The following is a 25,593-nucleotide window of genomic DNA, read 5'->3' as shown; positions in this document are numbered from 1 at the left end:
CGAGTCTAATGTCCATTACCGGCGCGTAGTGCGGCGGGCGACCCGACCAGCTCTTCGGGTGGCCCCGGGCCGAACGCGCCGGACCGCGCGACCGGCCCCTGGTATGGGGCGCCGGTCGCGCGGTCCGGGTGGTGGGGCCGGGGGGTCAGCCGCGGCCGTGGGACTTCTGGGTGCGGCGGGAGACCGAGTCCAGGACCACCGCGGCGAGCAGCACCGCGCCGGTGATCATGTACTGGATGGCCTGCTGGGCGTGGATCATGTCCAGACCGGTGGTGATGGACTGGATGACCAGGATGCCGAGCAGCGCCGACCAGGTCTTGCCGCGGCCGCCGAAGAGGCTGGTGCCGCCGATGACGGCGGCGGCGATGGCGCTCATCAGCACGTTGCCGCTGCCCAGCGCCTTGTCCGCGGAGCCCTGCTGGGAGGCGATGAACAGGCCGCCGAGGCCGGCCAGGCCGGCCGAGATCATGAAGACCGAGATCCGGACCCAGGCGACGTTGATGCCCGCGCGGCGGGCCGCCTCGATGCCGCCGCCGACCGCGAAGATCTGGCGGCCGTAGGCGGTGCGGCGCAGCACGAAGTCGCCGAGCGCGACGATGCCGACGAAGATCACCAGCGGCAGCGGCAGGCCGCGGTCCTGGTTGAGCATGTAGGCGGCGACCAGCACCACGACGCCGATCACGCCGGTGCGCAGCGCGATCTCGCTGATCGGGCGGGCCGGCAGGTTGGCGGCGGCGCGGCGGCGGGAGTCGAGCAGCTGGCCGGCGGCGAACAGCACGATGGTGACGATCGCGAACAGCCAGGCCCAGATGACGTCGCCGTCGCCCAGGAAGTAGGTGTCCAGGTTGGCGACCACGCCGTCGATCGGGTTGTTGACGGTGCCGAGGTTGCCCAGCACGAGCATCTGCAGGCCGTTCCAGGCCAGCATGCCGGCCAGGGTGACCACGAACGCGGGGACGCCGATCTTGGCGAAGAAGTAGCCGTGCAGGGCGCCGATGGCTATCGCGGCGGCGATCGCCAGCACGATGGCGAGCCACTCGTTCAGGCCCTGGCGCACCGAGAGCACCGAGGTGATGGCGGCGGTGGCGCCGGCCACCGAGCCGAGCGAGAGGTCGATCTCGCCGAGCAGCAGCACGAACACCACGCCGACCGCGATCAGGCCGGGGCCCGCGATCCACTTGGTGATGTTGGTGAGGTTGTCGGCGTTGAGGAAGGTGCCGGTCTTGACCTGGAAGATCGCGGCGATCACGATCAGGCCGATGACCACCGGCAGCGAGCCGAGCTCGCCGCTGCGGATCTTGCGGACGAACTCGTCGAAGTAGCCGGCCAGCCCCTCCTTGCGGACCAGCAGGCGCGGGTCCACCGCGGGGGAGACGGGGGGCGTGGTGGGGGTTTCGGTGCTCACTTGGATTCCTCCGCGATTCGGGCCTGACGACGTGTCACCGCGTTGTCGGTGGCGCCGGTGATGGCGGAGATGATCTCCTCGTGCGAGGTGCTGGCCACCTCGAAGCTGCCGTTGTTGCGGCCCAGGCGGAGCACCGCGACGGTGTCCGCGACGGCCTTCACGTCGGCCATGTTGTGGCTGATCAGGATCACGCCGAGGCCGCGCTGGCGGAGCCGCTCGACCAGGTCCAGGACCTGGGCGGTCTGCTCGACGCCGAGGGCCGCGGTGGGCTCGTCCAGGATGACGATCTTGGGGTCGCCGACCAGGGCGCGGGCGATCGCGACCACCTGGCGCTGACCGCCGGAGAGCGAGGCGATCGGGATGCGGACGCTGGGGATGCGGATCGACAGGGTGTCGAGGAGCTCGCGCGCGCGCTTCTCCATCGCGACCTCGTCCAGGGTGCCGAAGCGCTTGATCTCGCGGCCGAGGAAGAGGTTGCCGACCACGTCGAGGTTGTCGCAGAGCGCGAGGTCCTGGTAGACGGTGGCGACGCCGAGCTGCTGGGCGTCCTGCGGGCGGTTGATGGCGACCGCCTTGCCCTCCCACTCGATGACGCCCTCGTCGATCGGGTGGACGCCCGCGATGGTCTTGACCAGGGTGGACTTACCGGCACCGTTGTCGCCGACCAGGGCGACGACCTCGCCCGCGTGGACCTCCAGATGCACGTCGGTGAGTGCCTGGACGGCACCGAAGCGCTTGGAGACCCCGCGCAACGCCAGTACGGGTGCGCCTGTCACGTGAACCAACTCCTTGAGTCCCGTGCCGGACCTGACGTTTCCGGCACGGCCGTCCCGCGTGCCGGGCCGGGCAAACGGGGTAGTGCTGTGCTGTGGTGCTGAGGGGTGGAGCGGCGCGGGCGGGGGCTCCCGGATGGTCAGGGAGCCCCCGCCCGGCGGGTGTTACTGCAGGCCGGCCGCGGTGCAGGCGGCGGCGAAGTCCGCGGTGCAGATGTCGGCGACCTTGTACAGGCCGTCGGCGATCACGGTGTCCTTGATGTTCGCCTTGGTGACGACCTTCGGGTCGAGCAGCTGGGCCGGGATGCCCTTGTCGGTGTCGCTGTCGATGGTCGAGGTGGCGACGGACTTGATGTCCTTGCCCTGCAGCAGGTTGACGGCGAGCTGGGCGGCCGAGTCGGCCAGCGGCTTGTACGCCTTGTAGATGGTGTAGGACTGGGTGCCCGCGACGATCCGCTGGATCGCGTCGAGGCCCGCGTCCTGGCCGCCGACCGGGACGTTGATGCCCTGGGACTGCAGCTGGGTGATGATCGCGGCGGCCATGCCGTCGTTGGCGGAGTAGACGGCCTGGAAGCCGTCCTTGCCGAGCTGGGTGATGGCGGCGCCGACCTTCTGGCCCGCGACGGTGGGCTTCCACTCACCGCTCTGCTCGTAGACGACCTTCTTGACCTTGCCGTCGAGCACCTTGTGGGCGCCGGACTTGAACTTGCCGGCGTTCGGGTCGGCGTCGTCACCGTTGATCATCACGATGTTGGCGTCGGCGGCCTTGTCGCCCAGCGCGTCGACCAGGGCCTGGCCCTGGAGCTCGCCGACCTTCTCGTTGTCGAAGGAGACGTAGGCGGAGACCGGGCCGGTGGCCAGGCGGTCGTACGCGATGACCTTGACGCCCTTGCCGGCCGCCTCGGTGACCCACGCCTGGGTGGACTTGGCGTCGAACGCGTCCAGGATGATGACCTTGACGCCCTGGGCGATCAGGGTGTCGAACTGCTGCTTCTGCTTGGCCGCGGAGCCCTCGGCGTTGTTGTACTCGACCTTGCAGTCGGCGCAGAGTTCCTTGACCTTGGCCTCGATGAACGGCTTGTCGAAGGACTCGTACCGGGTGGAGGACGCGTTCTCCGGGAGCAGCAGGCCGATCGACTTGTTGTTGCCCGAGGCGGCGCTGTCCTTCTTGTCGTCACCGGCCTTGCCACAGGCGGCCATGGTCAGAGCCATCGAGACAGCGACAGTGCCGACGGCGACGCGACGCATCATTGCGTTCATGGTGGGGGGAGCCTCCCTGACAGAGCCGCGAATGTTGCGGCGAGGTGGGCAGGAGTCAACCCCGTGACGAAGCTTATCGTCAATAAGTAAAGCCGCAAGGCCCGGGATCCAAACCTTTTCGTTATCTTCCTGAAGGCTCACCCGATACCGAGCGAGCCCCCGGACCCCCCTGCGGCCGACGGCCGGTCCCGGTCAGAGCACCCCGCTCTCGCCCATCTCGCTCATCACCAGGGCGAGCGCGCCGAGCACCTCGGCCCGGCCACCGAGCGTCCCCGGGACCACCGACAGCTGCCGGGCGGCACTGGGGATCGCGTACCGTGCCACCGAGTCCCGGATCGGGGAAAGCACCAGTTCACCGGCCTCGGCGAGATCGCCGCCGAGGATCACCCGGCGCGGATTGAGCAGGTTGCACAGGGTCGCCACGCCCATCCCGATCTGCCGGCCCGCGTCGGCGATCACCCGGCGGCAGCCCAGGTCGCCCTGCTGGGCCAGCTGCACCACCCTGCCCAGGGTCAGCTCGCCGGGGTGGTTGGCGTTCAAGAGGTTGAGCAGGTAGCGGGAGCCCACGAAGGTCTCCAGGCAGCCCCGGTTGCCGCAGCGGCACACCGGCCCCGCCTCGTCCAGCGTGATGTGCCCGATCTCGCCCGCGGTGCCCCCCGGGCCCCGGTAGATCTGGCTGTTGATCACCAGGCCGGAGCCCACGCCGCTGGCCACCTTGATGTACGCCAGGTCGCCCAGGCCCCGCCCGGCGCCCCACACCAGCTCGCCCAGCGCGCCCAGGTTGGCGTCGTTGTCCACGTGCACCGGCATGCCCAGCCGCCCGGACAGCTCCTGGCCCGGCATCACGCCCGTCCAGCCCGGCAGGATCGCGGTCGAGCCGAGCGCCCCGGTCTCCACGTCGATCGGGCCCGGCACGCCCAGGCCCACCCCGATCACCTTGTCCGCCGGGAAGCCGGCCTGGCTCAGCAGCCGCTCCACCATCCGCTCGGCGCGGTCGAAGCCCTGCTGCGCGGAGACGTCCACGTCCAGCGGCTCGCTCTCCTCGGCGAGCACCCGGTGCGCCAGGTTGCCGACCGCCACCCGCAGGTGGGTGTGCCCGAAGTCCACGCCCACCACGATCCCCGCGTCCCCGCTCAGCGAAACGCTGCGCGCCCGCCGCCCGCCCGAGGAGGTGTCGGCCACCACCACGGTGCCGGACTCCTTCAGTTCGCGGACGATGTTGGACACCGTCGCGGCCGACAGCCCCGTGCCCCGGGCGATCTCCGCCTGGGTCAGCGATCCGGCCATCCGCACAGCCCGCAGCACCCGTTCGAGATTGGCCCGGTGCAGCGAGGACTGCGATCCCGGTGTGTCCGTCGACATGTTCCACCCTCCAGGGCGCACTTGCTGTTCCTGAGAAGTTCAGCTTCAACTTCTGAACTCTATGCTCCGGTACTGCTCGGAGGGGGAGTCAAGCACGAACACGGATCGTTACGCGCATGGGAGGATTCCCGGTAACCCGAGCCCTGACGAAGGAGTCCTGCGAGTGCCTGGCACCAACTTGACCCGTGAGGAGGCCCGCACCCGGGCCGCACTCCTGGCCGTGGACGCGTACGAGATCGAGCTCGACCTGAGCTCCGCGCGCGAGGGCGGCACCTTCCGGTCCACCACCGTGGTCCGGTTCAAGGCCGCCGAACCCGGCGCCTCCACCTTCATCGACCTGGTCGCCCCCGCCGTGACGGAGATCGTCCTCAACGGCCGCGCCCTGCCGCTGGAGAACTTCGCCGACAGCCGCGTCGCGCTGCCCGGCCTGGCCGCGGAGAACGAGCTGCGGGTGGTCGCCGACTGCGCCTACACCAACACCGGTGAGGGCCTGCACCGCTTCGTCGACCCCGCCGACGGCGAGACCTACCTCTACACCCAGTTCGAGGTCCCGGACGCCCGCCGCGTCTTCGCCAGCTTCGAGCAGCCCGACCTGAAGGCCACCTTCGCCTTCACCGTCACCGCCCCGGCCGGCTGGGTCGTGGTCTCCAACTCCCCCACCCCCGAGCCCGCCGGCGACGGCGACACCCGGGTGTGGACCTTCGAGCCCACCCCCCGGATGTCCACCTACATCACCGCGCTGATCGCCGGCCCCTACGTCGGCGTCTTCGACAGCTACGACAACGGCGCCCAGCACGTGCCGTTCGGCGTGTACTGCCGCCCGTCGCTGCGCGAGCACCTGGACGCCGACGCGATCTTCGCCGTCACCCGGCAGGGCTTCGACTACTTCCAGGAGAAGTTCGACTTCCCCTACCCGTTCGCCAAGTACGACCAGCTGTTCGTCCCGGAGTTCAACGCCGGCGCGATGGAGAACGCGGGCGCCGTCACCTTCCGCGACCAGTACGTCTTCCGCTCCAAGGTCACCGACGCCTCCTACGAGGCCCGCGCCGCGACCATCCTGCACGAGCTCGCCCACATGTGGTTCGGCGACCTCGTCACCATGGAGTGGTGGAACGACCTGTGGCTGAACGAGTCCTTCGCCACCTTCGCCGAGGTCGTCTGCCAGGCCGAGGCCCCCGGCTCGAAGTGGCCGCACTCCTGGACCACCTTCGCCAACCAGATGAAGACCTGGGCCTACCGGCAGGACCAACTGCCCTCCACCCACCCGATCATGGCGGAGATCAACGACCTGGAGGACGTCCAGGTCAACTTCGACGGCATCACCTACGCCAAGGGCGCCTCGGTGCTCAAGCAGCTGGTCGCCTACGTCGGCCAGGACGCCTTCTTCCAGGGCGTGCGCGCCTACTTCAAGCGCCACGCCTGGGGCAACACCCGGCTCGCCGACCTGCTCGGCGCCCTGGAGGAGGCCAGCGGCCGCGACCTGCGGACCTGGTCCAGGGCCTGGCTGGAGACCGCCGGCATCAACGTGCTGCGCCCCGAGCTGACCGTCGCCGCGGACGGCACCATCGAGTCCTTCGCCGTCCTCCAGGAGGCCCCCGCCCTCCCCGCCGGCGCCCGCGGCGAGGCCGTGCTGCGCCCGCACCGGATCGCCGTCGGCCTGTACGAGCTCACCGACGGCAAGCTGGTGCGCACCGACCGGATCGAGCTCGACGTCGACGGCGGGCGCACCGAGGTCCCGCAGCTGGCCGGCCGGGCCCGGCCCGCCGTGCTGCTGCTCAACGACGACGACCTCTCCTACGCGAAGGTCCGGCTCGACGCCGACTCGCTGGCCGTCGTCACCGAGCACCTCGGCGACTTCGCCGACTCGCTGCCGCGCGCGCTGTGCTGGGCCTCCGCCTGGGACATGACCCGCGACGGCGAACTCGCCACCCGCGACTACCTCTCGCTGGCCCTCTCCGGCCTGCCGCGCGAGAGCGACATCGGCGTGGTGCAGTCCGTCCAGCGCCAGGTCAAGCTCGCCCTGGAGCTGTACGCCGACCCCGCCTGGCGCGAGAGCGGCCTGGAGCGCTGGGCCGCCGCCGCGGAGAGCTCCCTGCGCGCGGCCCCCGCCGGCAGCGACCACCAGCTCGCCTGGGCCCGCACGCTGGCCGGCGCCGCCCGCACCGACGGGCAGCTGGCGCTGCTGGCCGGGCTGCTGGACGGCTCGGTCGAGATCGAGGGCCTGGCCGTCGACACCGAGCTGCGCTGGAGCCTGCTCACCCGCCTGGTCGCCACCGGGCGCGCGGACGAGGCGGCGATCGACGCCGAACTCGCCAGCGACAACACCTCCTCCGGGCAGGAGCACGCCGCGACCTGCCGGGCGGCCCGGCCCACCGCCGGGGCCAAGGCCGAGGCGTGGGCGTCGGTGGTCGACTCCGACACCCTGACCAACTACGTCCAGGAGGCCGTCATCGCCGGCTTCCAGCAGGCCGACCAGCGGGAGCTGCTGGCCGCCTACACCGAGAAGTACTTCGCCTCGGTCAAGCAGGTCTGGGAGACCCGCAGCCACGAGATCTCGCAGCAGATCATCGGCGGGCTCTACCCCTCCTACGCGGTCTCGCAGGCCACCCTCGACGCCACCGACGCCTGGCTCGCCGCCGCGGACCCGTCCCCGGCCCTGCGCCGCCAGGTCGTCGAGGCCCGGGCGGGCGTGGAGCGGGCGCTGAAGGCGCAGGCCGCCGACCGCTGACCGCTGACGCGGGGTCCGCACGGACGGGACGGCCGGGGGCCGGAGGCGACGCGTCGCCTCCGGCCCCCGGCCGTTCAGCGCTCTCCGAGCGTCACGGTGACGGTGGTCCGGCCCGGGGCGCTGGCGAGGGTGACGGTGCCGTGGTGGGCCTGGACGACGGCCCGGACGATGGCGAGGCCGAGGCCGGTGGAGCCGGTGCGGCGGGAGCGGGCGCGGTCGCCGCGGGTGAAGCGGTCGAAGACGTGCGGGGCGAGGTCGGCGGGATGCCGGGGCCGTCGTCGGTGACGGTGAGGCGGCCGGCCGGGTCGAGGCGCAGGGTGACGGTGGTGCCGTCGGGGGTGTGGGTGCGGGCGTTGGCCAGCAGGTTGGTGACGACCTGGGCGAGGCGGTGCGGGTCGCCGGGGACGGTGACGGGTTCGGCGGGGAGTTCGAGCAGCCAGCGGTGGCCGGGGGCGGCGGCCCGGGCGTCGGCGGTGCAGTCGAGGGCGATCCGGGTGAGGTCGGTGTCCTGGACGGCCAGCGGGCGGCCGGCGTCCAGGCGGGCGAGCAGCAGCAGGTCCTCGACGATGGTGCCCATCCGGCGGGACTCGGCGCTGATCCGCTCCAGCGAGTGCCGGACGGGTTCGGGGACGGGGCCGGGGTGCCGGAGGGCGAGTTCGGCGTGGCCGCGGACGGTGGCTACGGGGTTGCGCAGTTCGTGGCTGGCGTCGGCGGCGAAGGCGCGCAGGCGCTCCTCGACGTTCTGGCGGCGGGTCAGCGCGTCGGCGACGTGGCCGAGCATCCGGTTGAGCGCGGTGCCGACCCGGCCGACCTCGGTGCGGGGGTCGTCGTCGGGGACGCGCTCGCCGAGGTCGACGGCGCCGTTGGCGAGCGGGAGGGCGGAGACCCGTTCGGCGGTGGCGACGACCCGGTCGAGGGGGCGCAGGGCGAGCCGGACGGCGAGGGTGCCGCCGGTGGCGGCGGCGGTCAACGCGGCGGTGAAGACGACCAGTTCGATCAGCAGCAGGCGCTGCACCGTCTCGTCGACGGGGTGCAGCGGCAGGCCGGTGACCAGGGTGTCGCGGTCGTCGCCGGGGACGGCCGCCACCCGGTAGCGGCCGAGCGCGGAGAGGGTGAGGTCGCGGGGGCGGCCGTCGGCGGGCAGGTCGCGCAGGTCGGCCAGGTCGGCGGCGTCGAGCGGGACGGCGGCGTCGGCGCCGTCCGGGGCGAACGGGACGGGGACGTCGCCGCCGGGCGGGACGCCGCCGACCACCGCGGCGCGGGTGACGCCGCCGTCGACCAGCCGGGCGCCGAAGGTGCCGGGCGACTGGGCGCAGATGTCGTGGCCGGGGTCGTCGAGGCCGGCGGCGTAGCGGCCGCCGGCCGCGGAGAGCTGCCGGTCGAGGCGGTCGACCAGGAAGTGCCGGATCGCCTCGCAGGTGACGACGCCGATGCCCGCGCAGATCAGGGCGAGCAGGGCGAGCACGCCGGCCACCAGGCGGGCCCGCAGGGTGTGCGGGCGCGGGGCGGGGCGCCTCATCCGGTGGCCGCGCGTAACACGTACCCGGCGCCGCGGACGGTGTGGATCATCGGCGGGCGGCCGGCGTCGATCTTGCGGCGCAGGTAGCTGATGTACAGCTCGACCACGTGGGCCTGGCCGCCGAAGTCGTAGGACCAGACGGCGTCCAGGATGCGGGCCTTGCTGAGCACCTGACGGGGGTGCTCCATCAGGTGGCGCAGCAGGGCGAACTCGGTGGGGCTGAGGTCGACGGGTTCGCCGCCGCGGCTGACCTCCCGGGTGGCGGGGTCGAGCCGCAGGTCGCCGACGGCGAGGGTGCCGGGGGCGGCCGGGCCCGGGGGCGCGGTGCGGCGGAGCAGGCCGCGCAGGCGGACCACGACCTCCTCCAGGCTGAACGGTTTGGTGACGTAGTCGTCGCCGCCCGCGCTGATCCCGGCGATCCGGTCCTCGACGGCGTCGCGGGCGGTGAGGAACAGGACGCGCACCTCGGGGTCGGCGGTGTGGACCCGGCGCAGCACTTCGAGCCCGTCGAAGTCGGGGAGCGTCACGTCGAGCACGATGGCGTGCGGGTGCCAGTCGTCGGCGGCGGCGACGGCGTCCAGGCCGCCGGTGACGCCGCGGGCCTGCCAGCCCTCGTAGCGCAGTGCGCCGCAGAGGACCTCGACCAGGTCGGGCTCGTCGTCGACCACCAGGACCCGCCAGGGGGTGTCCGCGTACTGCATGCGGCCATTCTGCCGTCCGGGGCCACCGGCGGTGGGATGGTCCGACCGCACACCGGTCCGCCACCGCCACCGCCACCACCGCTGCCGTCGCCGCGCGGACGTACGACGGCGACCGCCGGATCGCCGAGGCTGGTCGGGGTCCGGCGGTCGCCGTCGTCGGGGTACGGGCCCGGGTTACTTCTTCTTGCTGCCCGGGATCAGGCAGAGGCCCGCGATCACCGCGAAGGCGACGATCGGGAGGGCGACGAACAGGCCCAGGGTCTGACCCACGCTCAGGCCCTTGCCCGGGTCGTCACCGTCGTCACGCACGTAGGCCATGGCGGGCGACGACATCAGCATCATCAGCGTGGCCGCCGCGGTGACCGCACCGGCGCGCATTGCGTTCCTCTTGTCCACGTTTCCCAAGGTACCGGCCTCCTACGCCGCTCCGCCCGGCGGGGTGCGCCTGTCGGCGTGTCCCGCCGGCGCCGGGGCCAGCGGGGCGAGGGTGGCGGCGATGCCGGCGGTGCCGGGGGCGGCGGCCAGGTCGTCCAGGGTGCGGGGGGTGCCGGTGCCGTCGGCGACCGGCAGGCGCCAGTTGGGGTACTGGTCCCAGGTGCCGGGGAGGTTCTGCGGGCGGGGGTCGCCGACGGTGTCGGGGAGCCAGACGCCGACCAGCTTGGCGGGGGTGGCCAGCAGGTAGGCGTAGAGCGCCTCGGGGGTGGGCGGCTCCCCCTCGGCGAGCAGCCCGATCCGGACCAGTTCGCGCTGCCAGTCGGCGAGTTCGGCGGCGGCCGCCTCCTGCTCCTCGGCCAGCGGGCGGGCCAGCAGGCCCAGGTGGTGGCGGAGTTCGACGTGTTCGCCGCTGAGCCGGGCGGCGGTGGAGGGCAGGTCGTGGGTGGTGAGGGTGGCCAGGCAGCCGGGGCGCCAGCGCTCGGGGGGCAGCACCGCGCCACCGGCCCGCCAGTCGCGTTCGAACCAGAGCACCGAGGTGCCCAGCACACCGTGCTCGGCGAGCCGTTCGCGCACGCCGGGCTCGACGGTGCCGAGGTCCTCGCCGATGACGGCCGTCCCGGCCCGGTGCGCCTCCAGGGCGAGGACGGCGAGCATCGCCTCCGCGTCGTAGCGGACGTAGGTCCCCTCGGTGGGGCGGGCCCCCTCGGGGACCCACCAGAGCCGGAACAGGCCCATCACGTGGTCGATCCGGATCGCCCCGGCGTGCCGGGCGGAGGCCCGGATGAGTTCGGCGAACGGGGCGTACCCCGCCTCGGCCAGCGCGTCGGGCCGCCAGGGCGGCAGGCCCCAGTCCTGGCCGTGGGCGTTGAAGGCGTCCGGCGGGGCGCCGGTGGAGATCCCGGTGGCCAGCACGTCCTGGAGCGCCCAGGCGTCGGCGCCGTCGGGGTGGACGCCGACCGCGAGGTCGTGGATCAGGCCGAGCGGCATGCCCGCGTCGGTCGCGGCGCGCTGGGCGGCGTGCAGCTGCTCGTCGACCAGCCAGGCCAGCCAGCGGTGGAACTCCACCCGGTCCTTCAACTCGGCCCGGGCGGCGGCCACCTGCGGGTTGGCGGGGTGGCGCAGGCCCTTGGGCCAGGCGTGCCAGCCGGCGCCGTGCACCTCGGCCAGCGCGTTCCAGAGCGCGTAGCGCTCCAGCCACTCGCCCTCGCGCCGGACGAACGCCCGGTACGCGGCCTCCCGGCCGACGCCGCGCGGCACGGTGTGCAGCAGCTCCAGGGCCCGGCGCTTGAGCGACCACACCGCGTCGCGGTCGATCAGGGCGTCGTGCTCCAGCACCTCCTCGCGCAGCAGCCGGGCCCGGCGGGCCAGGTCGGGGGCCTCCTCGTGCCGGGTGTACTCGGGGACCGCCTCGATCCGCAGGTGCACCGGGTCGGCGAAGCGGCGCGAGGAGGGGCGGTAGGGGGACGGGTCGGAGGGGGCGCCGGGCATGCCCGCGTGCAGCGGGTTGATCTGCAGGAAGCCCGCGCCGAGTTCGGCGCCCGCCCACCGGGCGAGTTCGGCCAGGTCGGCCAAGTCGCCCATGCCCCAGGACTGTTCGCTCAGCACCGAGTAGAGCTGGGCCAGGAAGCCCCAGCTGCGCCCGGTGGGTTCGGGAATCCGCGGCGGGGCGGCCAGCAGGGCGGCCCGGGCGGTGCGCCCGTCCGCCCGGACGGTCAGCAGGTGGCGGCCGGGCGGCAGGCCCGCGGGCAGCGGGTGCGGGTGGCCGCCGGCCGACTCCCGGATCTCGCCGCCCTGTTCGAGCTCGATCCGGACCTCCGCTCCGGCCGGCAGGTCGAGCGCGGTGCGGCGGCCCTGCCAGGCGACCACGGTGGGCGGCAGCAGCCGGGCGGCGCGCTGCGCGCGGTGCCGCTCCAGGGCCGCGGCGGCCAGCTCCGGCGTCCCGGCGTCGACCCGAGCGCGGCCAGCACGGCGGTCAGCGTCCGCGCGCCGACCTGCACCGGGCCGGAGCCGGCGTCGTAGCTGGTGTCCACCCCGTGGGCGTGCGCGAGCGCCGTCAACTCCGGTGGGGCGGGCGGGTTGTCCGCCGCCGGTACCTGCTCGGATCCCGCCTGCTCGCGGTCAAGGTATGCGGCCACCCAGCGCACTCCGTCCTCGGGGCTCCCGAATCGTCGACAGCCACAGTCCTACCCGCGCCGCCGCCCGGCGACCCCGACCGACACGGCCCCGCGCGCCGCACCGGTCGGGTGAACGTCCCCGCGCGCGGTTGCCGATCCGTCGCCGATCCGCCGCCGACCCCGCCTCCCGCCCGCCGTCGTCCCGCCGCCGTCCCGGTGCCGTCCGGTCCCGTCCGGCGCCGGACACCCCGCCGATAACGGTCGATAACGGACATAGCCGCCAGGGGCGTTGACAGGGACGCGGGGAGCTGGTGGGGTGGGCGGGCCGGACGGCAGCGGGGGCTGGGGCCGGGGCGGCGGGGGGCCGGTGAGCTGGGCGTTTCGGGCGAGGAGGCTCCGGTGCAGGCGCGGGTTTCGGTGGCGGCCGGACGGCGGCTGCGGCAGCGGTTGGAACAGAGCGCGGCGCTGCGCGAGGTGCTCTACCACCCGGCGGCGCTGGCGGCCCGCCGGACGGCGGCGCGGACCGCCCGCCAGCTGGCACCGCGGGCCGCGGACCGGTTCATCGCGGACGTCAAGGGCACCGCACCGCTGCTGGCCTCGGTGCGGGCCGAGCGCCGCACCGGCCGACGGGGCAGCACGCTGCGGATCGCGGCGACGCTCTCGGCGGCCGCGGTGGTCGGCGGGCTGCTGCTCCCGGCGCCGGGCTTCGCCGCCGAGGCGGGCCCGCGGACCGGTCCGGGCACCGCCGCGCCGGACGTCGCCGAGCCGGCCGCGCCGGTCGCGGAGGCCCCGCTGCCGCTGGGCTCGCTGACCGACCCCCAGGTGTTCCCGCGCCCGCAGGAGCTGCACGCCGGCGGCGGCCCGGTGGCGGTGCCCCGGCAGGTGCTGCTGGTGCTGGCGGACGCCGCGGACGGCCCGGCGGTGGACGCGGTGCGCGCGCTGCTGGCCCGGGCCGGCGCGACCGAGGTGCTGAGCGTGCCGGAGGCCCCGGAGCAGCCCGCCCCCGGCACGCTGGTGGTGTACGTGGGCGGCCCGTACGAGGGCGCGGGCGGGACGACCGACCGGGTGCTGCGGCAGCTCGCGGTGGCGAACGGGCTGAAGGACACCGAGGTGCCGCAGCTGACCGGCCTGCCCTCGGGCGGCTACCTGCTGGCGTCCGGCCGGCTGGCGGCCCCGGGCGGCTCGTACGGCGCGGTGGTGCTGGCGGGCATCGACGGCGCGGGCACCTACTACGCGGCGCAGAGCCTGGCCCAGCTGCTCTCCCCGGTCGCCCCGGGCCAGGGGCAGGGCGGCGAGGGCGACAGGGGCTTCCCGGGCGTGCTGGTGCGGGACTGGCCGACCGGCGCGGCGGCGCGCGGCACCGCGGAGTCGTTCTACGGGGCGCCGTGGAGCGCCGCGCAGCGGCTGGCGGTGGTGGACTTCCTGGGCCGCACCAAGCAGAACTACTTCCTGTACGCGCCGGGCGGCGACCCGTACCGGACGCAGCGCTGGCGGGAGCCGTACCCGGCCGAACAGGCCGCCGAGCTGGCCGAGTTGACCGCCCGGGCGCGGGCCGCGCACGTGACGGTGGCGTACTCGGTCGCCCCGGGGCAGTCGTTCTGCTTCTCCTCCGGCAAGGACGTCGACGCGCTGGTCGCCAAGCTCGACGGGCTGCGGCGGCTGGGCGTGCGGGCCTTCCAGCTGGACTTCCTGAACGTGTCCTACGACGAGTGGCACTGCGGCGCGGACCGGCGGAAGTTCGGCACCGGGCCGGTGGCCGCCGCCAAGGCGCAGAGCGGCCTGATCGCGGCGGTGCAGGAGCGGCTGGTGGCCGGGCACCGGGAGCTGGCGCCGCTGTCGGTGGTGCCGACCGAGTACCTGAAGCAGGGTTCGACCCCGTACCGGGCGGCGCTGGCGGCCGGGCTGCCGGGCGCGGTGCAGGTGGCCTGGAGCGGCGGGTCGGCGATCCCGAAGCAGGTGACGGGCGAGCAGATCGGGGCCACCGCCGGGCTGTTCGGGCGCCGGCTGGTGACGATGGACAACTACCCGGTGAACGACTCGGCGCCGGACCGGCTGTTCCTGGGCGGCTACGACGGGCGCGACCCCGAGGTGGCGCGGCGCTCGGCGGTGCTGCTGACCTCCGCGATGAGCCAGCCGGTGGCCTCCCGCATCCCGCTGGCGACCGCCGCCGACTTCGGCTGGCAGCCGGACGGCTACCGCCCCGACCGCTCGCTGGCCGGGGCGCTGCGGCTGCTGACGGCCGGTCCGGCGCAGCGGGCCGCGGCGGCGGCGCTGGCCGGCAACAGCGCCTCCTCGCCGCTGGGCGGCCAGGAGTCGGCGTACCTGGCGCCGCTGGTGGAGCGGTTCTGGGCGGCGGCCGAGCCCGCCTCGGGCGCGCCGGCCGACCCGGCGCAGCTCCAGCAGGCGGCGCAGCCGCTGCGCGAGGCGTTCACCGTGATGGCGGACGCGCCGCGGACCCTGGCGGGCGACCCGCTGGCGGCGGACGCGGCGCCGTGGCTGGCCCGGCTGTCGGCGTACGGCGCGGCGGGCCGGGCGGCGGTGGACATGCTGCTGGCGCAGCACGGCGGCGACGGCGCGGCGGCCTGGCAGGCCCGGCTGGAGCTGGGCCGGCAGCGCGGGGTGCTGGAGCAGAACCCGGTGACGGTCGGCAAGGGCGTGCTGGACGCGTTCCTGGACCGGGCGGCGAAGTCCGCGGACACCTGGTCGGGCATCACCGCGGGGGCGTCGCCGACCACCACCCTGGGCACCGCGCACGACCACGGCCCGGCGCTGATGGCGGACGGCTCCGGGCAGACCTTCTACTGGTCGTCCGCGCCGCCGCAGGTCGGCGACAGCTTCGGCCTGGACCTGGGCACCCCGAAGCCGCTGGGCTCGGTGACGGTGCTGATGGGCTCCTGGGGCGACGACCCGGACGCGGCCCCGGCGGCGGACGACTACCTGCGCGACGGGGTGCTGGAGTACTGGAGCGGCTCGGGCGGCTGGCAGCGGCTGGCCACCGTGCACGGGCAGCGGACGGTCAGCGCGACCGCCCCGCCGGGCGCGGTCGCCAGAGCGGTCCGGCTGCGGGCCACCGCCGGGCAGCAGACCGCCGTGGCGGTGCGGGAGTTCACCACCGCCGCGCCGGACGCGGTGGACGCCTCGGTGTCCGGCCCGCCGGCCGCGCCGGGCTCCTCGCCGCAGGCGGTGCTCTCCGGCGACCCGGACTCGGCGTTCCGGGCGGCCGCGCCGCCCGCCGCGGGCGACGCCCCGCTGACGGTGGAGCTGGGCTCGGCCCGGCCGCTGGACCGGCTGACCGTGCTGACCGACCCGACGGTGCGGGCCGAGGCGACCGCGCAGGTGCGCCGCCCGGACGGCAGCTGGGCGGACCTGGGCCCGGTGCGGCCCGGCTACAACGAGCTGAAGGCCGACGGCGGGCCGGTGGAGGCGCTGCGGCTGGTGTGGCAGCCGGGCGGCGAGGCCCCGGTGGTCAACCAGGTGATCCCGTGGTGGGCGGACGCGCCGGCGGCCCGGCTGACGCTGGCCGAGCCGGCCCTGGACGTGGTGGCGGGCGCCGCCGCCCCGGCCCGGGCCCGGGCCACCGTGGAGTCCGGTCGGCCGGACCCGCTGACCGGCACCCTGACCGCCGAGGTCCCGGCCGTGGCCAAGGGCCTCACGGTGGCCCCGGCCCCGGCGGTGACGGTGCCGCGCGGCGGCCGGGTGGGCGCGCCGCTGCTGGTCACCGCCGCCGCGGACACCCCGTCGGGCAGCTACCGGGTGCCGGTGGTGTTCACCGCGGGCACGCTGACCGTCCGCCAGGAGCTGCTGGTGCACGTCGTCCCGCCGACCGGCGGGCCGGACCTGGCGCGGTCGGCGACGGCCTCCTCCTCGGGCGACGACAGCGCGAAGACCCCGGCGGCGGCGGTCGCCGACGGCGACCCGGGGACCTCCTGGAGCTCCCCCGCCGAGGACGGCGCCTGGGTGCAGCTGCGGCTGCCGCAGCCGGTCCGGCTGGGTTCGGCGGTGCTGCACTGGGGCGCGGCGTACGCCTCCGCGTACCGGCTGGAGACCTCGGCCGACGGCGTGGTGTGGACCACCGTCGCGGAGGTGGGCAACGGGCAGGGCGGCACCGAGACGGTCCGCTTCGACGCGCCGGGCGCGCGCTACCTGCGGGTGCAGGGCGTGGGCCGGGCCACCCGCTACGGGTACGCGCTGTCCGGGGTGGAGCTGTACGGCGTGCAGGCGCCGTAGCGCGGCACGGCGGGCGGGCGCCGTAGCGCGGCACGGCGGGCGGGCGCCGTAGCGCGGCACGGCGGGCGGGCGCCGTGGAGGCGCACGGCGGGCGGGTGCCGTGGAGCGGCGCGGCGGACGGGTGCCGTGGAGCGGCGCGGCGGGCGGGTGCCGTGGCACGCGGCGGGCCGCCGACGCTCCCGTCGCGGGGGCGCCGGCGGCCCATGAGGCGTACCGGTTGTCGTGTCGGGCAGGCCCTTGTCTGTTCAGGCGGAGAGCGGAGCGTGCTGCTCGCCGCGGCGGATCGGACGGGTGCGGACGGGGGCGGGCAGGACCGTCTCCGGATGGTCGTGGTGCTCGAAGTCCCGGAACTGGTCGAGGCCGCCGTACGGCTCCAGGTAGGGCCGCCAGCGCGGGTCCTTGATCCCGGTGCCGATGACCCGCCAGGCCAGGCCGCTGGGCGCGGCCGGGGGGCGCTTCATCCGCCAGCCGAGGTCGGCGAGGTGCCGGTCGGCCTTGGTGTGGTTGCAGCGGCGGCAGGCCGCCACCACGTTGTCCCACCGGTGCTGGCCGCCCCGGCTGCGCGGGATGACGTGGTCGACACTGGTGGCGGCGGCCCCGCAGTACACGCACCGACCGTGGTCGCGGGCGAACAGCGCCCGCCTGGTCAGCGGTACGGGGCCGCGGTAGGGGACCCGCACGAAACGGGTCAGTTTGACGACGGACGGCGCCTGGACGGCACCGGTGGCGCTGTGCAGAGTGGTGCCCGCATCCTCCAGGGCGATCGCCTTGTGGTTGAGGACGAGGATGAGAGCGCGTCGCATCGAGACGACACCGAGTGGCTCGTACGACGCGTTGAGGACAAGGACATGCGGCACGGGGCCTCCTTGGACGCCTGCGGCGCGTGGCTCGCGCCGAGTCGAGCGGGTGACCGCGGCCCTCGCGGGACGTGATCTCCCTCAGTGTCGCCTTACGTCGTCGTACGACGCCACCATTTCTCCGTGAACGGGCCGCGCGCGTGCGGTGGGCCCCGCGCGTTCCGCCATAGCCGGTATGCCCAGCTCGCGGCCCTCCTGCACGTACCGTGCGGGTGGTGCTGCGGTGCGTGTCCGGAACCGGTCGCAGGCCGTCCGAGCGGGTGAACGGGGCCCGGAACGGGCTCGCTACAGTGGGGCGATGCTCGCCGATTCCGCTGCCGACAGCACCAGCACGCCGACGTTCACGCTGCCCACCAGCACGGCCGGTGTGACCGACACCACCCGGCAGGCGGCCGGCTGGCTGGACGACAACTGGCAGGGCTGGGTCGTCTCCGGGCTGCGGATCGTGCTGATCCTCGGGCTGGCCCTGGTGCTGCGGGCGGTGGTCCGCAAGGTGATCGAGAAGCTGGTCACCCGGATGGGCCGCCCCGCGGAGGGCGACGGCGACCACGGGGTGCTCGGCGGGCTGCTGGCCAACACCGGCGTGGTCAACACCGAGCGGCGCCAGCAGCGCTCCGAGGCGATCGGCTCGGTGCTGCGCTCGGTGGCCTCGTTCAGCGTCCTCGGCACCGCCTCGCTGATGGCGCTGTCGGTGCTGGGCGTCGACCTGGCCCCGCTGCTGGCCTCCGCGGGCGTGGCGGGCGTGGCGATCGGCTTCGGCGCCCGCAACCTGGTCACCGACTTCCTCTCCGGCGTCTTCATGATCATGGAGGACCAGTACGGCGTCGGCGACGAGATCGACACCGGCGTCGCCACCGGCACCGTCCTGGAGGTCGGCCTGCGGGTCACCAAGCTGCGCGGCTCGGCGGGTGAGATCTGGTACATCCGCAACGGCGAGGTCAAGCGGATCGCCAACATGAGCCAGGGCTGGGGCACCGCCACCGTCGACGTGCAGGTCGGCTACAAGGAGGACCTGGAGCAGGTCGAGGCGCTGATCACCGAGACCGCCGAGCAGTTCGCCAAGGAGAGCCCGTACGACGAGCTGGTCTGGGGCCGGGTCAAGGTGCTGGGCGTGGAGTCGGTCGCCGTGGACTCGGTGCAGCTGCGGGTCGAGGCCCGCTGCACCCCCGGCAAGTCCGCGCAGGTCGCCCGGGCGCTGCGGCTGCGGCTCAAGGCCGCCTTCGACCTGGCGGGCGTCAAGCTCCGGGAGGAGGCCGCCGCCACCGTCCCGGCCCAGGCCGCCGCCCCCGAGATCCTGCCGCCGTCCGCGCTCGCCGACCCCAACTCGGCCCGCTCGCTGGCGGCCAAGCCGATACCGACGCAGAACTGACCCGGCGGCCCCGGCCCGGCCGGACGCGCGGACGGGGCGGGCGAGGCTCCCGGACGGCGCCGGGCGGGCCTGCGGCGGGGCGTGGGGCTCGGGCTGGGCTCGGGTTGGGCTCGGGCTGGGCTCGGGTTGGGCTCGGGCTGGGCTTGCGGGTTGGGCTCGGGCTGCGGGCGGAGGTGCTGACGGCGGTGGTGCCCGGGTCGCCGGCCGTGCCGTCCCAGGGTCGCGGACCGTCGGCGGCGTCGGACTCGCGCCACGGCTGGAAGACCGCGCCGGGCCGGCGGCCGACCCCGAGGTCGAAGCCGTGGCCGTCCCGCCCCCGGCGGGCCGTCAGGAGGCCGAGCCTCCGGTCGCACCCCCGGTCGCACCCTCGGTCGAGCTCCCGGTCAAGCCTCCGGTCGCCGTCCGGAGCAGGGCGGCCAGGGCGCGGGAGCGGCTGTCGGGGGGCCAGGCGAGGAGGGTGGTGACCTGCGGGGCGTCCGGGACGGGGCGGACGGCGACGTCGTCGCGGAGCTGGCTGCGGGCGGAGTCGGGCAGGACGGCGTAGGTCCGACCGAGGGCGATCAGCTGGTAGAGCTGGGCGTGGTCGCGGATCGCCGGGCCGGGGCCGTCGCGGTGGGTGCCGTCGGAGCGCGGGTAGCGCGGGGCGGGCAGGTCCGTCAGCTCGGCCAGGTCGGCGAGGCGCAGTTCGCGGCGGGCGGTCAGCGGGTGCCCGGCGGGCAGCAGGGCGACCTGGCCCTCGGTGCGCAGTTCCTCGGTGTCCAGGCCGGCCGCGGAGTCGAACGGCAGGTGCAGCAGCGCCACGTCCGCCTCGCCGCGCCGCAGCAGCGGCCCCTGCTCGCCGTACTGGCACAGCCGGACGTCCACCGGCACCGCGTCGGGCTCGGCGGCGTAGGCGGCCAGCAGCTTGGCCAGCAGTTCGGTGGACGCGCCCGCCTTCGCCACCAGCACCAGGCCCGGCTGCCCGGCCCGGCAGGTGCGGGCCTCGGCCGCGGCGACCGCGTCCAGCACGGTGCGGCCCTCGCGCAGCAGCACCCGGCCCGCGTCGGTCAGCGCCACGCCGTGGCTGTCGCGCGCCAGCAGGACGGTGCCGAGCCGGCGCTCCAGCCGGGCGACGGCCCGCGACAGCGGGGGCTGGGCCATGCCGAGCCGCTGGGCCGCCCGCCCGAAGTGCAACTCCTCGGCGACGGCGACGAAGTACCGCAGTTCCCGGGTCTCCATCCGTCCAGCCTACGGCGATACCCGCCGGGTATCGCCGGGGTGCCGGATCGGTCCTGGCCACGGCCGGGGCGGCGGGCCGAGCATGGCGGTATGAACGAGAAGAACGAACAGCACGAGCAGGGCGCGCAGCACGAGCAGGACGCGCGGACGGTGGCGCTGGTGACCGGCGCGAACAAGGGCATCGGGTACGAGATCGCGGCGGGCCTCGGCGCGCTGGGCTGGCGGGTGGGCGTGGGCGCCCGGGACGAGGCGCGGCGGGAGGCCGCCGTCGAGGCACTGCGGGCGGGCGGGGCGGACGCCTTCGGGGTGCCGCTGGACGTCACCGACGACGCCTCGGCGGCCGCGGCGGCGGAGCTGCTGGCGGACCGCTTCGGACGGCTCGACGTCCTGGTCAACAACGCGGCGGTGACCGGCGGTTCGCCGCAGGAGCCGACCCTGGTGGACCTGGCGGAGGTCCGGCTGGCGGTGGAGACCAACGTGCTCGGCGTGATCCGGGTGACCAACGCGCTCCTGCCGCTGCTGCGCCGCTCGGCCTCGCCGCGGATCGTCAACATGTCCAGCGGGGTGGGGTCGCTGACCCTGCAGTCCCGGCCGGGGGAGGAGACCGGCCCGATCTCGGCGGCCTACTCCCCGTCGAAGACCTTCCTGAACGCGGTGACCGTGCAGTACGCGAAGGAGCTGCGCGACACCGGCATCCTGATCAACCTGGCCTGCCCCGGCTACTGCGCCACCGACCTGAACGGCCACCGCGGCGTGCGCACCCCCGCGCAGGGCGCGGCGATCGCCGTCCGGCTGGCGGCGCTGCCGGACGGCGGCCCCAGCGGCGGGTTCTTCAACGAGGACGGTCCGCTTCCCTGGTAGGGCCGGTCCCGGGACGGGGGCAGGAGCGCGGTGGTTCTTCCCGCGCTCCTGCCCCCGTCCCTTTTCCCCTGCTCCCCTCCCCCGCCGCGCCCGCTCCTCCCGCGCCCGCTGTCCGCCCGCCGTCCGCGCGCCGTCCGCGCGCCGCAGTCAACGAACAGGTCACGGACCGTTGACATCCACGGCTCTCGATTGGAAACTTTCCTAACAGTTGGCCGCAACCGCGTATGCAGAGGAGGATCGGGCCGTGACCACCCGAAAGACACCCCGTTCCCCGCTGGCCGGTACGCCGAGCCTGTTGCGGGCCATCAACGATCGTGCCGCGCTGGAGCTGCTGCTCGCGAACGGCCCGCTGTCCCGCACCCAGATCGGAAGCCTGACGGGGCTTTCGAAGCCGACCGCCTCGCAGCTGCTGGCCCGGCTGGAGGCGGTGGGGCTGGTGGTGCCGGTGGGCACGACCGCCGGCGGGCCGGGGCCGAACGCCCAGCTGTACCAGGTGAATCCGGCCGCGGGCTACGTCGCGGGCGTGGATGTGACCAGCACGACGGTGCGGGTCGCGGTCGCGGACGTCACCGGGACGACGCTGGCCGAGCACCGGGTGCCGACCAAGGGCTGGTCCGCGGCGGAGACGGTGCCGCGGGTCGCCGAGGCGGTCGCCGAGACGGTGCGCCGGGCGCAGCTCGCACCGGGGTGCCTGCGCGAGGTGGTGGTCGGGATCGGTGGCGCGCCGGACCCGGTGACCGGGAAGTTGCGGTACGCCTCGCACCTGCCGGGCTGGCACTCGCCGCGGCTGGTGGAGGAGCTGGAGCAGGCCCTGGGCGCGCCGGTGTCGATCGAGAACGACGTGAACCTGGCCGCGGTCGCGGAGCAGGCCGGCGGGGCGGCGGCGGGGTGCGAGGACTTCGTGCTGCTGTGGGCCGAGGAGGGCATCGGCGCGGCGATCGTGATCGCGGGCCGGCTGCACCGGGGTTTCACCGGGGGCGCGGGCGAGGTCGGCTACATGCCGGTGCCGGACGCCCCGGTGTCGTTGAGCTCCCGCCGGAAGGTGACCGGCGGGTTCCAGGACCTGGCCGGTGAGCCCGCGGTGCTGGCGCTGGCCCGCCGGCACGGGCTGCGCGGCGCCGACGCGGCGCAGGCGGTGGCCGGGGCCCTGGGCAGTGCCGAGGGCGAGGTCTTCCTGGCCGAGCTGGCCGAGCGGCTGGCGGTCGGGCTGGCGGTGATCGCCTCGGTGGTGGACCCGGAGCTGGTGGTGCTCTCCGGGGGGACGCCGACCGCGGGCGGTGAACGCCTGCGGGAGCTGGTTCAGGAGGCCCTGGGCCGGATGTCCATCCCGCGGCCGGAGGTGCGGCTGTCGGCCGTGCCGGGGTCGCCCGTCCTGACCGGCGCGCTGCAGCGCGCGCTGGCGAGCACCCGGGACGTCCTGTTCAGCACCCACTGACGCACTGACGCACGTTCGCACCCACTCCCCTTCCCCCCACGCGGGGTCGCCGGGCCCTGCCGCCCTGCCCTCGCCCCCTCCCCCAGGAGCGCCCTTCCGTGGACACGACCCGCAGATCCCCGCTCGCCCGCCGCCCGCTGGCCCGCCGCCCGCTGGCCGCGCTCACCGCGGCCGTCTGCACGACGCTGCTGGCCGCCGCCTGCACCGGCACCAACTCCGGCGGCGGGCAGGACGGTTCGGCGGCCGGCCAGGACGTGACGATCACCTTCTGGCACGGCTGGAGCCAGGACAACGAGGTGAAGGCGATCAACGACAACGTCGCCGCCTTCGAGAAGCTGCACCCCAACATCCACGTCAAGGTGGTCGGGAACATCGCCGACGACAAGGCCCAGCAGGCGCTGCGGGCCGGCGGCCCGGACGCCCCGGACGTGGTGTCCTCGTTCTCCACCGACAACGTGGGCCGGTTCTGCGCCTCGCACGTCTGGGCCGACCTCGGGCCGATGCTGCGGAAGGACGGCGTCGACCCGGCGAAGACCTTCCCGGCGGCGATGCTGGAGTACAGCCGCTACCAGGGCGACCAGTGCGCGCTGCCGCTGCTCGGCGACGCCTACGGCCTGTACTACAACAAGACCGCGTTCGCGGCGGCGGGCATCACCGCGCCGCCGAAGACCTTCAGCGAGTTCGCCGAGGACGCCGCCAAGCTGACCGTCCCGGACGGCGACTCGTTCAAGCAGCTGGGCTTCATGCCGAACTACCACGGCTACGAGACGGCGATCGCGCACTACCTCGGCCAGTACGGCAGCACGTACTTCGGCCCGGACGGCAGGTCGAACGTGGCCACCGACCCGACCGTGACCGCGGCGCTCACCTGGCAGAAGCACCTGGTCGACCGGCTCGGCGGGTTCGACCGGCTGGAGAAGTACCGGACCGGGTTCGGCGACGAGTTCAGCGCCAAGAACCCGTTCACCACCGGGCAGGTCGCGATGAGCCTGGACGGCGAGTGGCGCACCGCCTCGCTGGCCGAGGACAAGCCGGACTTCGAGTGGGCCACCGCGCCGTTCCCGGTGCCGGACGACCAGGCGGCGACCTACGGGCGCGGCTACCAGACCGGCACCATCGTCGGCATCGCCAACGGCTCGAAGAAGCAGACCGCGGCCTGGACCTTCGTCAAGTACCTGACCACCGACACCGACGCGGTGGTGTCCTTCGCCAACGCGATCCACAACGTGCCCAGCACCCTCGCCGCGCTGGACTCGCCGAAGCTGGACGCGGACCCGAACTTCCGCACCTTCATCGACATCGCCAAGAACCCGCACTCCTCCACCACCCCGGCGAGCATCAACGGCGGCGCGTACCAGGTGTCGCTGCAGAACCTCAGCTACGCGGTGGAGTCCGGGCAGCAGACCGACCTCGGGGCGGGCCTGACGGCCACCGCCAAGGAGATCGACGACGCCGTCACCCAGGCGAAGTGACATGGCGACCGTGAGCTCCGCCCTCCCGCCGGCGCTGCGCCGCAAGCACCGGCGGGAGCGGGCCAGGACCCTGGCCTTCCTCTCCCCGTGGCTGGTCGGGTTCGGGTTCTTCTTCCTGTACCCGCTGGTGTCGACGGTCTACTTCTCGTTCACCAGCTACGACGGGTTCCTCCCGCCGGCCTTCGCCGGGCTGCGGAACTGGGACTACGTCTTCGACAAGTACCCCTTCTTCTGGAAGGGCCTGGGCAACACCCTCTGGCTGGTCGCGGTGATGGTCTCGCTGCGGGTGGTGTTCGGGCTCGGCGTCGGGCTGCTGATCACCAAGGTGAAGTCCGGCGCCGGGTTCTTCCGCACCGCCTTCTACCTGCCGTACCTGGCCCCGCCGGTGGCCGCGACGATGGCGTTCGCGTTCCTGCTGAACCCGGGCACCGGGCCGGTCAACCACCTGCTGGGCGAGCTCGGCCTGCCGCAGCCCGGCTGGTTCACCGACCCGTCCTGGTCCAAGCCCGCCCTGACGCTGCTGGCGATCTGGGGCGTCGGCGACCTGATGGTGATCTTCATGGCGGCGCTGCTGGACGTGCCGACCGAGCAGTACGAGGCCGCCGAACTGGACGGCGCCGGGAGCTTCCAGCGCTTCCGGTACGTGACGCTGCCGAACATCTCGCCGATCCTGGTGTTCGCGGTGGTCACCGGCGTGATCCAGACCATGCAGTACTACACCCAGGCGATCGTCGCCGGGAAGGTCGCCTCCGGCGTGATCGGCGGCTCCGGCCAGCAGTTCGAGCCCGGCTACCCGGCCGGCTCCACCTGGACGCTGCCGCAGATGGTCTACAACCTCGGCTTCCAGCGCTTCGACTACGGCTCCTCCTGCGTCGTCGCACTCATCCTGTTCGCCCTCTCGATGGCGTTCACCGGCGTGCTGCTGCGCCGCAAGTCCGGTTTCCTGGCGGAGGACTGACCCCATGGCACTCGCTTCCACCCTCCCCCGCCGGCGCCCGCTGCCGGCCCCCGCCGCCGCCCGGGCCGCCCGCCGCCGCGCCGCCCTGCACTGGGTCGCGGTGCACTCCACCGCGATCGCCGCCGCGCTGTTCTTCCTGCTGCCGTTCGTGTTCGTCTTCCTCACCTCGGTGATGACCGACCACCAGGCGCTCACCTCCGACCTGTGGCCGCAGCACTGGCAGTGGTCGAACTACCGCAAGGTCTGGGACACCCCCGGCTTCCTCACCTGGTGGCGCAACACCCTGCTGTACGCAGGCGCCGGCACCGTGCTGACCGTGCTCTCCAGCCTGCCGGTGGCGTACGCGCTGGCCCGGTTCCGGTTCCGGGGCCGCAACCTGGCGCTGATGGCGGTGGTCGCGATGATGATGCTGCCGCCGCAGGTCACGGTGATCCCGATGTACCTGTTCTGGGCCAAGCAGCTGCACCTGACCGGCACGCTGTGGCCGCTGATCGTCCCGATGGCGTTCGGCGACGCCTTCACCATCTTCCTGCTGCGCCAGTTCCTGCTGACCATCCCCAAGGAGTACGTCGAGGCCGCCCGGATCGACGGCTGCGGCGAACTGCGCACCCTGCTGCGGGTGGTGCTGCCGATGGCCAAACCGGCGATCGCCGCCGTCGCGCTGTTCCAGTTCTTCTCCTGCTGGAACGACTACTTCGGCCCGCAGGTCTACGCCTCCGAGAACCCGGGCGCCTGGACCCTCAGCTACGGCCTGGAGTCCTTCAAGGGCGCCCACCACACCAACTGGAACCTCACCATGGCGGCGACGCTGCTGGTGATGGCACCGGTGATCGTTCTGTTCTTCTTCGCACAACGCGCCTTCGTCGAAGGCGTCACACTGACAGGGGTCAAGGGCTGAT

General features: G+C 74.3%; 16 protein-coding genes and 2 pseudogenes. 8 read left to right on the top strand and 10 right to left on the bottom strand.

What is annotated here, in order from left to right; all coding sequences use genetic code 11:
• Window positions 1–145: 145 nt before the first annotated feature.
• The 4 genes from QMQ26_RS25375 to QMQ26_RS25360 form a co-directional block, all read right to left on the bottom strand.
• Window positions 146–1,405: a sugar ABC transporter permease gene (locus QMQ26_RS25375; RefSeq protein WP_100840293.1), complete on the bottom strand. Its 1,260-nt coding sequence runs from the start codon at window positions 1,403–1,405 to the stop codon at window positions 146–148.
• A complete protein-coding gene (locus QMQ26_RS25370) occupies window positions 1,402–2,190 on the bottom strand; it encodes an ATP-binding cassette domain-containing protein (RefSeq protein WP_100840294.1) in 789 nt (262 codons plus the stop codon). The genes QMQ26_RS25375 and QMQ26_RS25370 overlap by 4 nt, the downstream gene beginning before the upstream one ends.
• Window positions 2,191–2,343: 153 nt before the next feature.
• Window positions 2,344–3,438, bottom strand: coding sequence for a sugar ABC transporter substrate-binding protein (locus tag QMQ26_RS25365; RefSeq protein WP_282202796.1), 1,095 nt, complete (start codon window positions 3,436–3,438; stop codon window positions 2,344–2,346).
• Between the two features lie 192 nt (window positions 3,439–3,630).
• On the bottom strand, window positions 3,631–4,800 hold the full coding sequence (locus tag QMQ26_RS25360) for an ROK family transcriptional regulator (protein WP_100840296.1): 1,170 nt from the start codon (window positions 4,798–4,800) through the stop codon (window positions 3,631–3,633).
• A 163-nt stretch (window positions 4,801–4,963) separates the two neighbouring features.
• Here QMQ26_RS25360 and pepN point away from each other — a divergent pair, with 163 nt between their 5' ends.
• The gene (gene pepN, locus QMQ26_RS25355) at window positions 4,964–7,528 is read left to right on the top strand and encodes an aminopeptidase N (protein WP_282202795.1); all 2,565 of its coding nucleotides are present in this window, start codon (window positions 4,964–4,966) and stop codon (window positions 7,526–7,528) included.
• Window positions 7,529–7,602: 74 nt separating this feature from the next.
• On the opposite strand, the pseudogene QMQ26_RS25350 reads toward pepN, so the two are convergent.
• From QMQ26_RS25350 to malQ, 4 genes and pseudogenes are all read right to left on the bottom strand, one after another.
• Window positions 7,603–9,047: pseudogene (locus tag QMQ26_RS25350) on the bottom strand (sensor histidine kinase).
• Entirely contained in the window at window positions 9,044–9,748 is a 705-nt protein-coding gene (locus tag QMQ26_RS25345; RefSeq protein WP_282202794.1) for a response regulator transcription factor, read from the bottom strand. The pseudogene QMQ26_RS25350 and the gene QMQ26_RS25345 overlap by 4 nt, the downstream one beginning before the upstream one ends.
• Before the next feature lie 174 nt (window positions 9,749–9,922).
• On the bottom strand, window positions 9,923–10,144 hold the full coding sequence (locus tag QMQ26_RS25340) for a hypothetical protein (protein ID WP_100840302.1): 222 nt from the start codon (window positions 10,142–10,144) through the stop codon (window positions 9,923–9,925).
• A gap of 21 nt (window positions 10,145–10,165) precedes the next feature.
• Window positions 10,166–12,318 (bottom strand): annotated as a pseudogene (gene malQ, locus QMQ26_RS25335) (4-alpha-glucanotransferase).
• Between the two features lie 378 nt (window positions 12,319–12,696).
• Between malQ and QMQ26_RS25330 the strand changes: the two are divergent.
• Complete coding sequence (locus tag QMQ26_RS25330; RefSeq protein WP_282202793.1) at window positions 12,697–16,524, top strand: beta-N-acetylglucosaminidase domain-containing protein; 3,828 nt, start codon at window positions 12,697–12,699, stop codon at window positions 16,522–16,524.
• Window positions 16,525–16,769: 245 nt separating this feature from the next.
• On the opposite strand, the gene QMQ26_RS25325 is transcribed toward QMQ26_RS25330, so the two are convergent.
• Window positions 16,770–17,381, bottom strand: a complete 612-nt coding sequence (locus QMQ26_RS25325; RefSeq protein ID WP_033212661.1) for an HNH endonuclease — start codon at window positions 17,379–17,381, stop codon at window positions 16,770–16,772.
• Between the two features lie 298 nt (window positions 17,382–17,679).
• Between QMQ26_RS25325 and QMQ26_RS25320 the strand changes: the two genes are divergently transcribed.
• Entirely contained in the window at window positions 17,680–18,750 is a 1,071-nt protein-coding gene (locus QMQ26_RS25320; protein ID WP_282202792.1) for a mechanosensitive ion channel family protein, read from the top strand.
• 327 nt (window positions 18,751–19,077) lie between these two features.
• Here QMQ26_RS25320 and QMQ26_RS25315 read toward each other — a convergent pair whose 3' ends face one another.
• Window positions 19,078–19,968: a LysR family transcriptional regulator gene (locus tag QMQ26_RS25315; protein ID WP_282202791.1), complete on the bottom strand. Its 891-nt coding sequence runs from the start codon at window positions 19,966–19,968 to the stop codon at window positions 19,078–19,080.
• 90 nt (window positions 19,969–20,058) lie between these two features.
• On the opposite strand from QMQ26_RS25315, the gene QMQ26_RS25310 reads away from it, so the two are divergent.
• The 5 genes from QMQ26_RS25310 to QMQ26_RS25290 all read left to right on the top strand — a co-directional run bounded on the left by QMQ26_RS25310 (window position 20,059) and on the right by QMQ26_RS25290 (window position 25,592).
• Window positions 20,059–20,829: an SDR family oxidoreductase gene (locus QMQ26_RS25310; RefSeq protein ID WP_100840306.1), complete on the top strand. Its 771-nt coding sequence runs from the start codon at window positions 20,059–20,061 to the stop codon at window positions 20,827–20,829.
• A 244-nt stretch (window positions 20,830–21,073) separates the two neighbouring features.
• Window positions 21,074–22,264: an ROK family transcriptional regulator gene (locus tag QMQ26_RS25305; RefSeq protein ID WP_282202790.1), complete on the top strand. Its 1,191-nt coding sequence runs from the start codon at window positions 21,074–21,076 to the stop codon at window positions 22,262–22,264.
• Between the two features lie 98 nt (window positions 22,265–22,362).
• Window positions 22,363–23,736 carry an ABC transporter substrate-binding protein gene (locus QMQ26_RS25300; RefSeq protein WP_199847231.1) on the top strand — a complete coding sequence of 458 codons (1,374 nt, stop codon included), beginning with the start codon at window positions 22,363–22,365 and terminating at the stop codon, window positions 23,734–23,736.
• Window position 23,737: 1 nt separating this feature from the next.
• Window positions 23,738–24,694 carry a carbohydrate ABC transporter permease gene (locus QMQ26_RS25295; RefSeq protein WP_100840307.1) on the top strand — a complete coding sequence of 319 codons (957 nt, stop codon included), beginning with the start codon at window positions 23,738–23,740 and terminating at the stop codon, window positions 24,692–24,694.
• A 4-nt stretch (window positions 24,695–24,698) separates the two neighbouring features.
• The gene (locus QMQ26_RS25290) at window positions 24,699–25,592 is read left to right on the top strand and encodes a carbohydrate ABC transporter permease (RefSeq protein WP_282202789.1); all 894 of its coding nucleotides are present in this window, start codon (window positions 24,699–24,701) and stop codon (window positions 25,590–25,592) included.
• Window position 25,593 lies beyond the last annotated feature (1 nt).

This window comes from Kitasatospora fiedleri (assembly GCF_948472415.1).
Classification (GTDB): Bacteria; Actinomycetota; Actinomycetes; order Streptomycetales; family Streptomycetaceae; genus Kitasatospora; species Kitasatospora fiedleri.
The sequence above is the reverse complement of the archived record's forward strand: the minus strand, read 5'-3'. Positions and strand labels throughout refer to the sequence as shown.

What these genes read in the sequence shown, in the direction of transcription:
- QMQ26_RS25360 (WP_100840296.1), bottom strand. Translation starts at nt 4,800, where the DNA reads ATGTCGACGGACACACCGGGATCGCAGTCCTCGCTGCACCGGGCCAAT.
- QMQ26_RS25315 (WP_282202791.1), bottom strand. Translation starts at nt 19,968, where the DNA reads ATGGAGACCCGGGAACTGCGGTACTTCGTCGCCGTCGCCGAGGAGTTG.
- QMQ26_RS25345 (WP_282202794.1), bottom strand. Translation starts at nt 9,748, where the DNA reads ATGCAGTACGCGGACACCCCCTGGCGGGTCCTGGTGGTCGACGACGAG.
- QMQ26_RS25320 (WP_282202792.1), top strand. Translation starts at nt 17,680, where the DNA reads ATGCTCGCCGATTCCGCTGCCGACAGCACCAGCACGCCGACGTTCACG.
- QMQ26_RS25310 (WP_100840306.1), top strand. Translation starts at nt 20,059, where the DNA reads ATGAACGAGAAGAACGAACAGCACGAGCAGGGCGCGCAGCACGAGCAG.
- QMQ26_RS25290 (WP_282202789.1), top strand. Translation starts at nt 24,699, where the DNA reads ATGGCACTCGCTTCCACCCTCCCCCGCCGGCGCCCGCTGCCGGCCCCC.
- QMQ26_RS25295 (WP_100840307.1), top strand. Translation starts at nt 23,738, where the DNA reads ATGGCGACCGTGAGCTCCGCCCTCCCGCCGGCGCTGCGCCGCAAGCAC.
- QMQ26_RS25365 (WP_282202796.1), bottom strand. Translation starts at nt 3,438, where the DNA reads ATGAACGCAATGATGCGTCGCGTCGCCGTCGGCACTGTCGCTGTCTCG.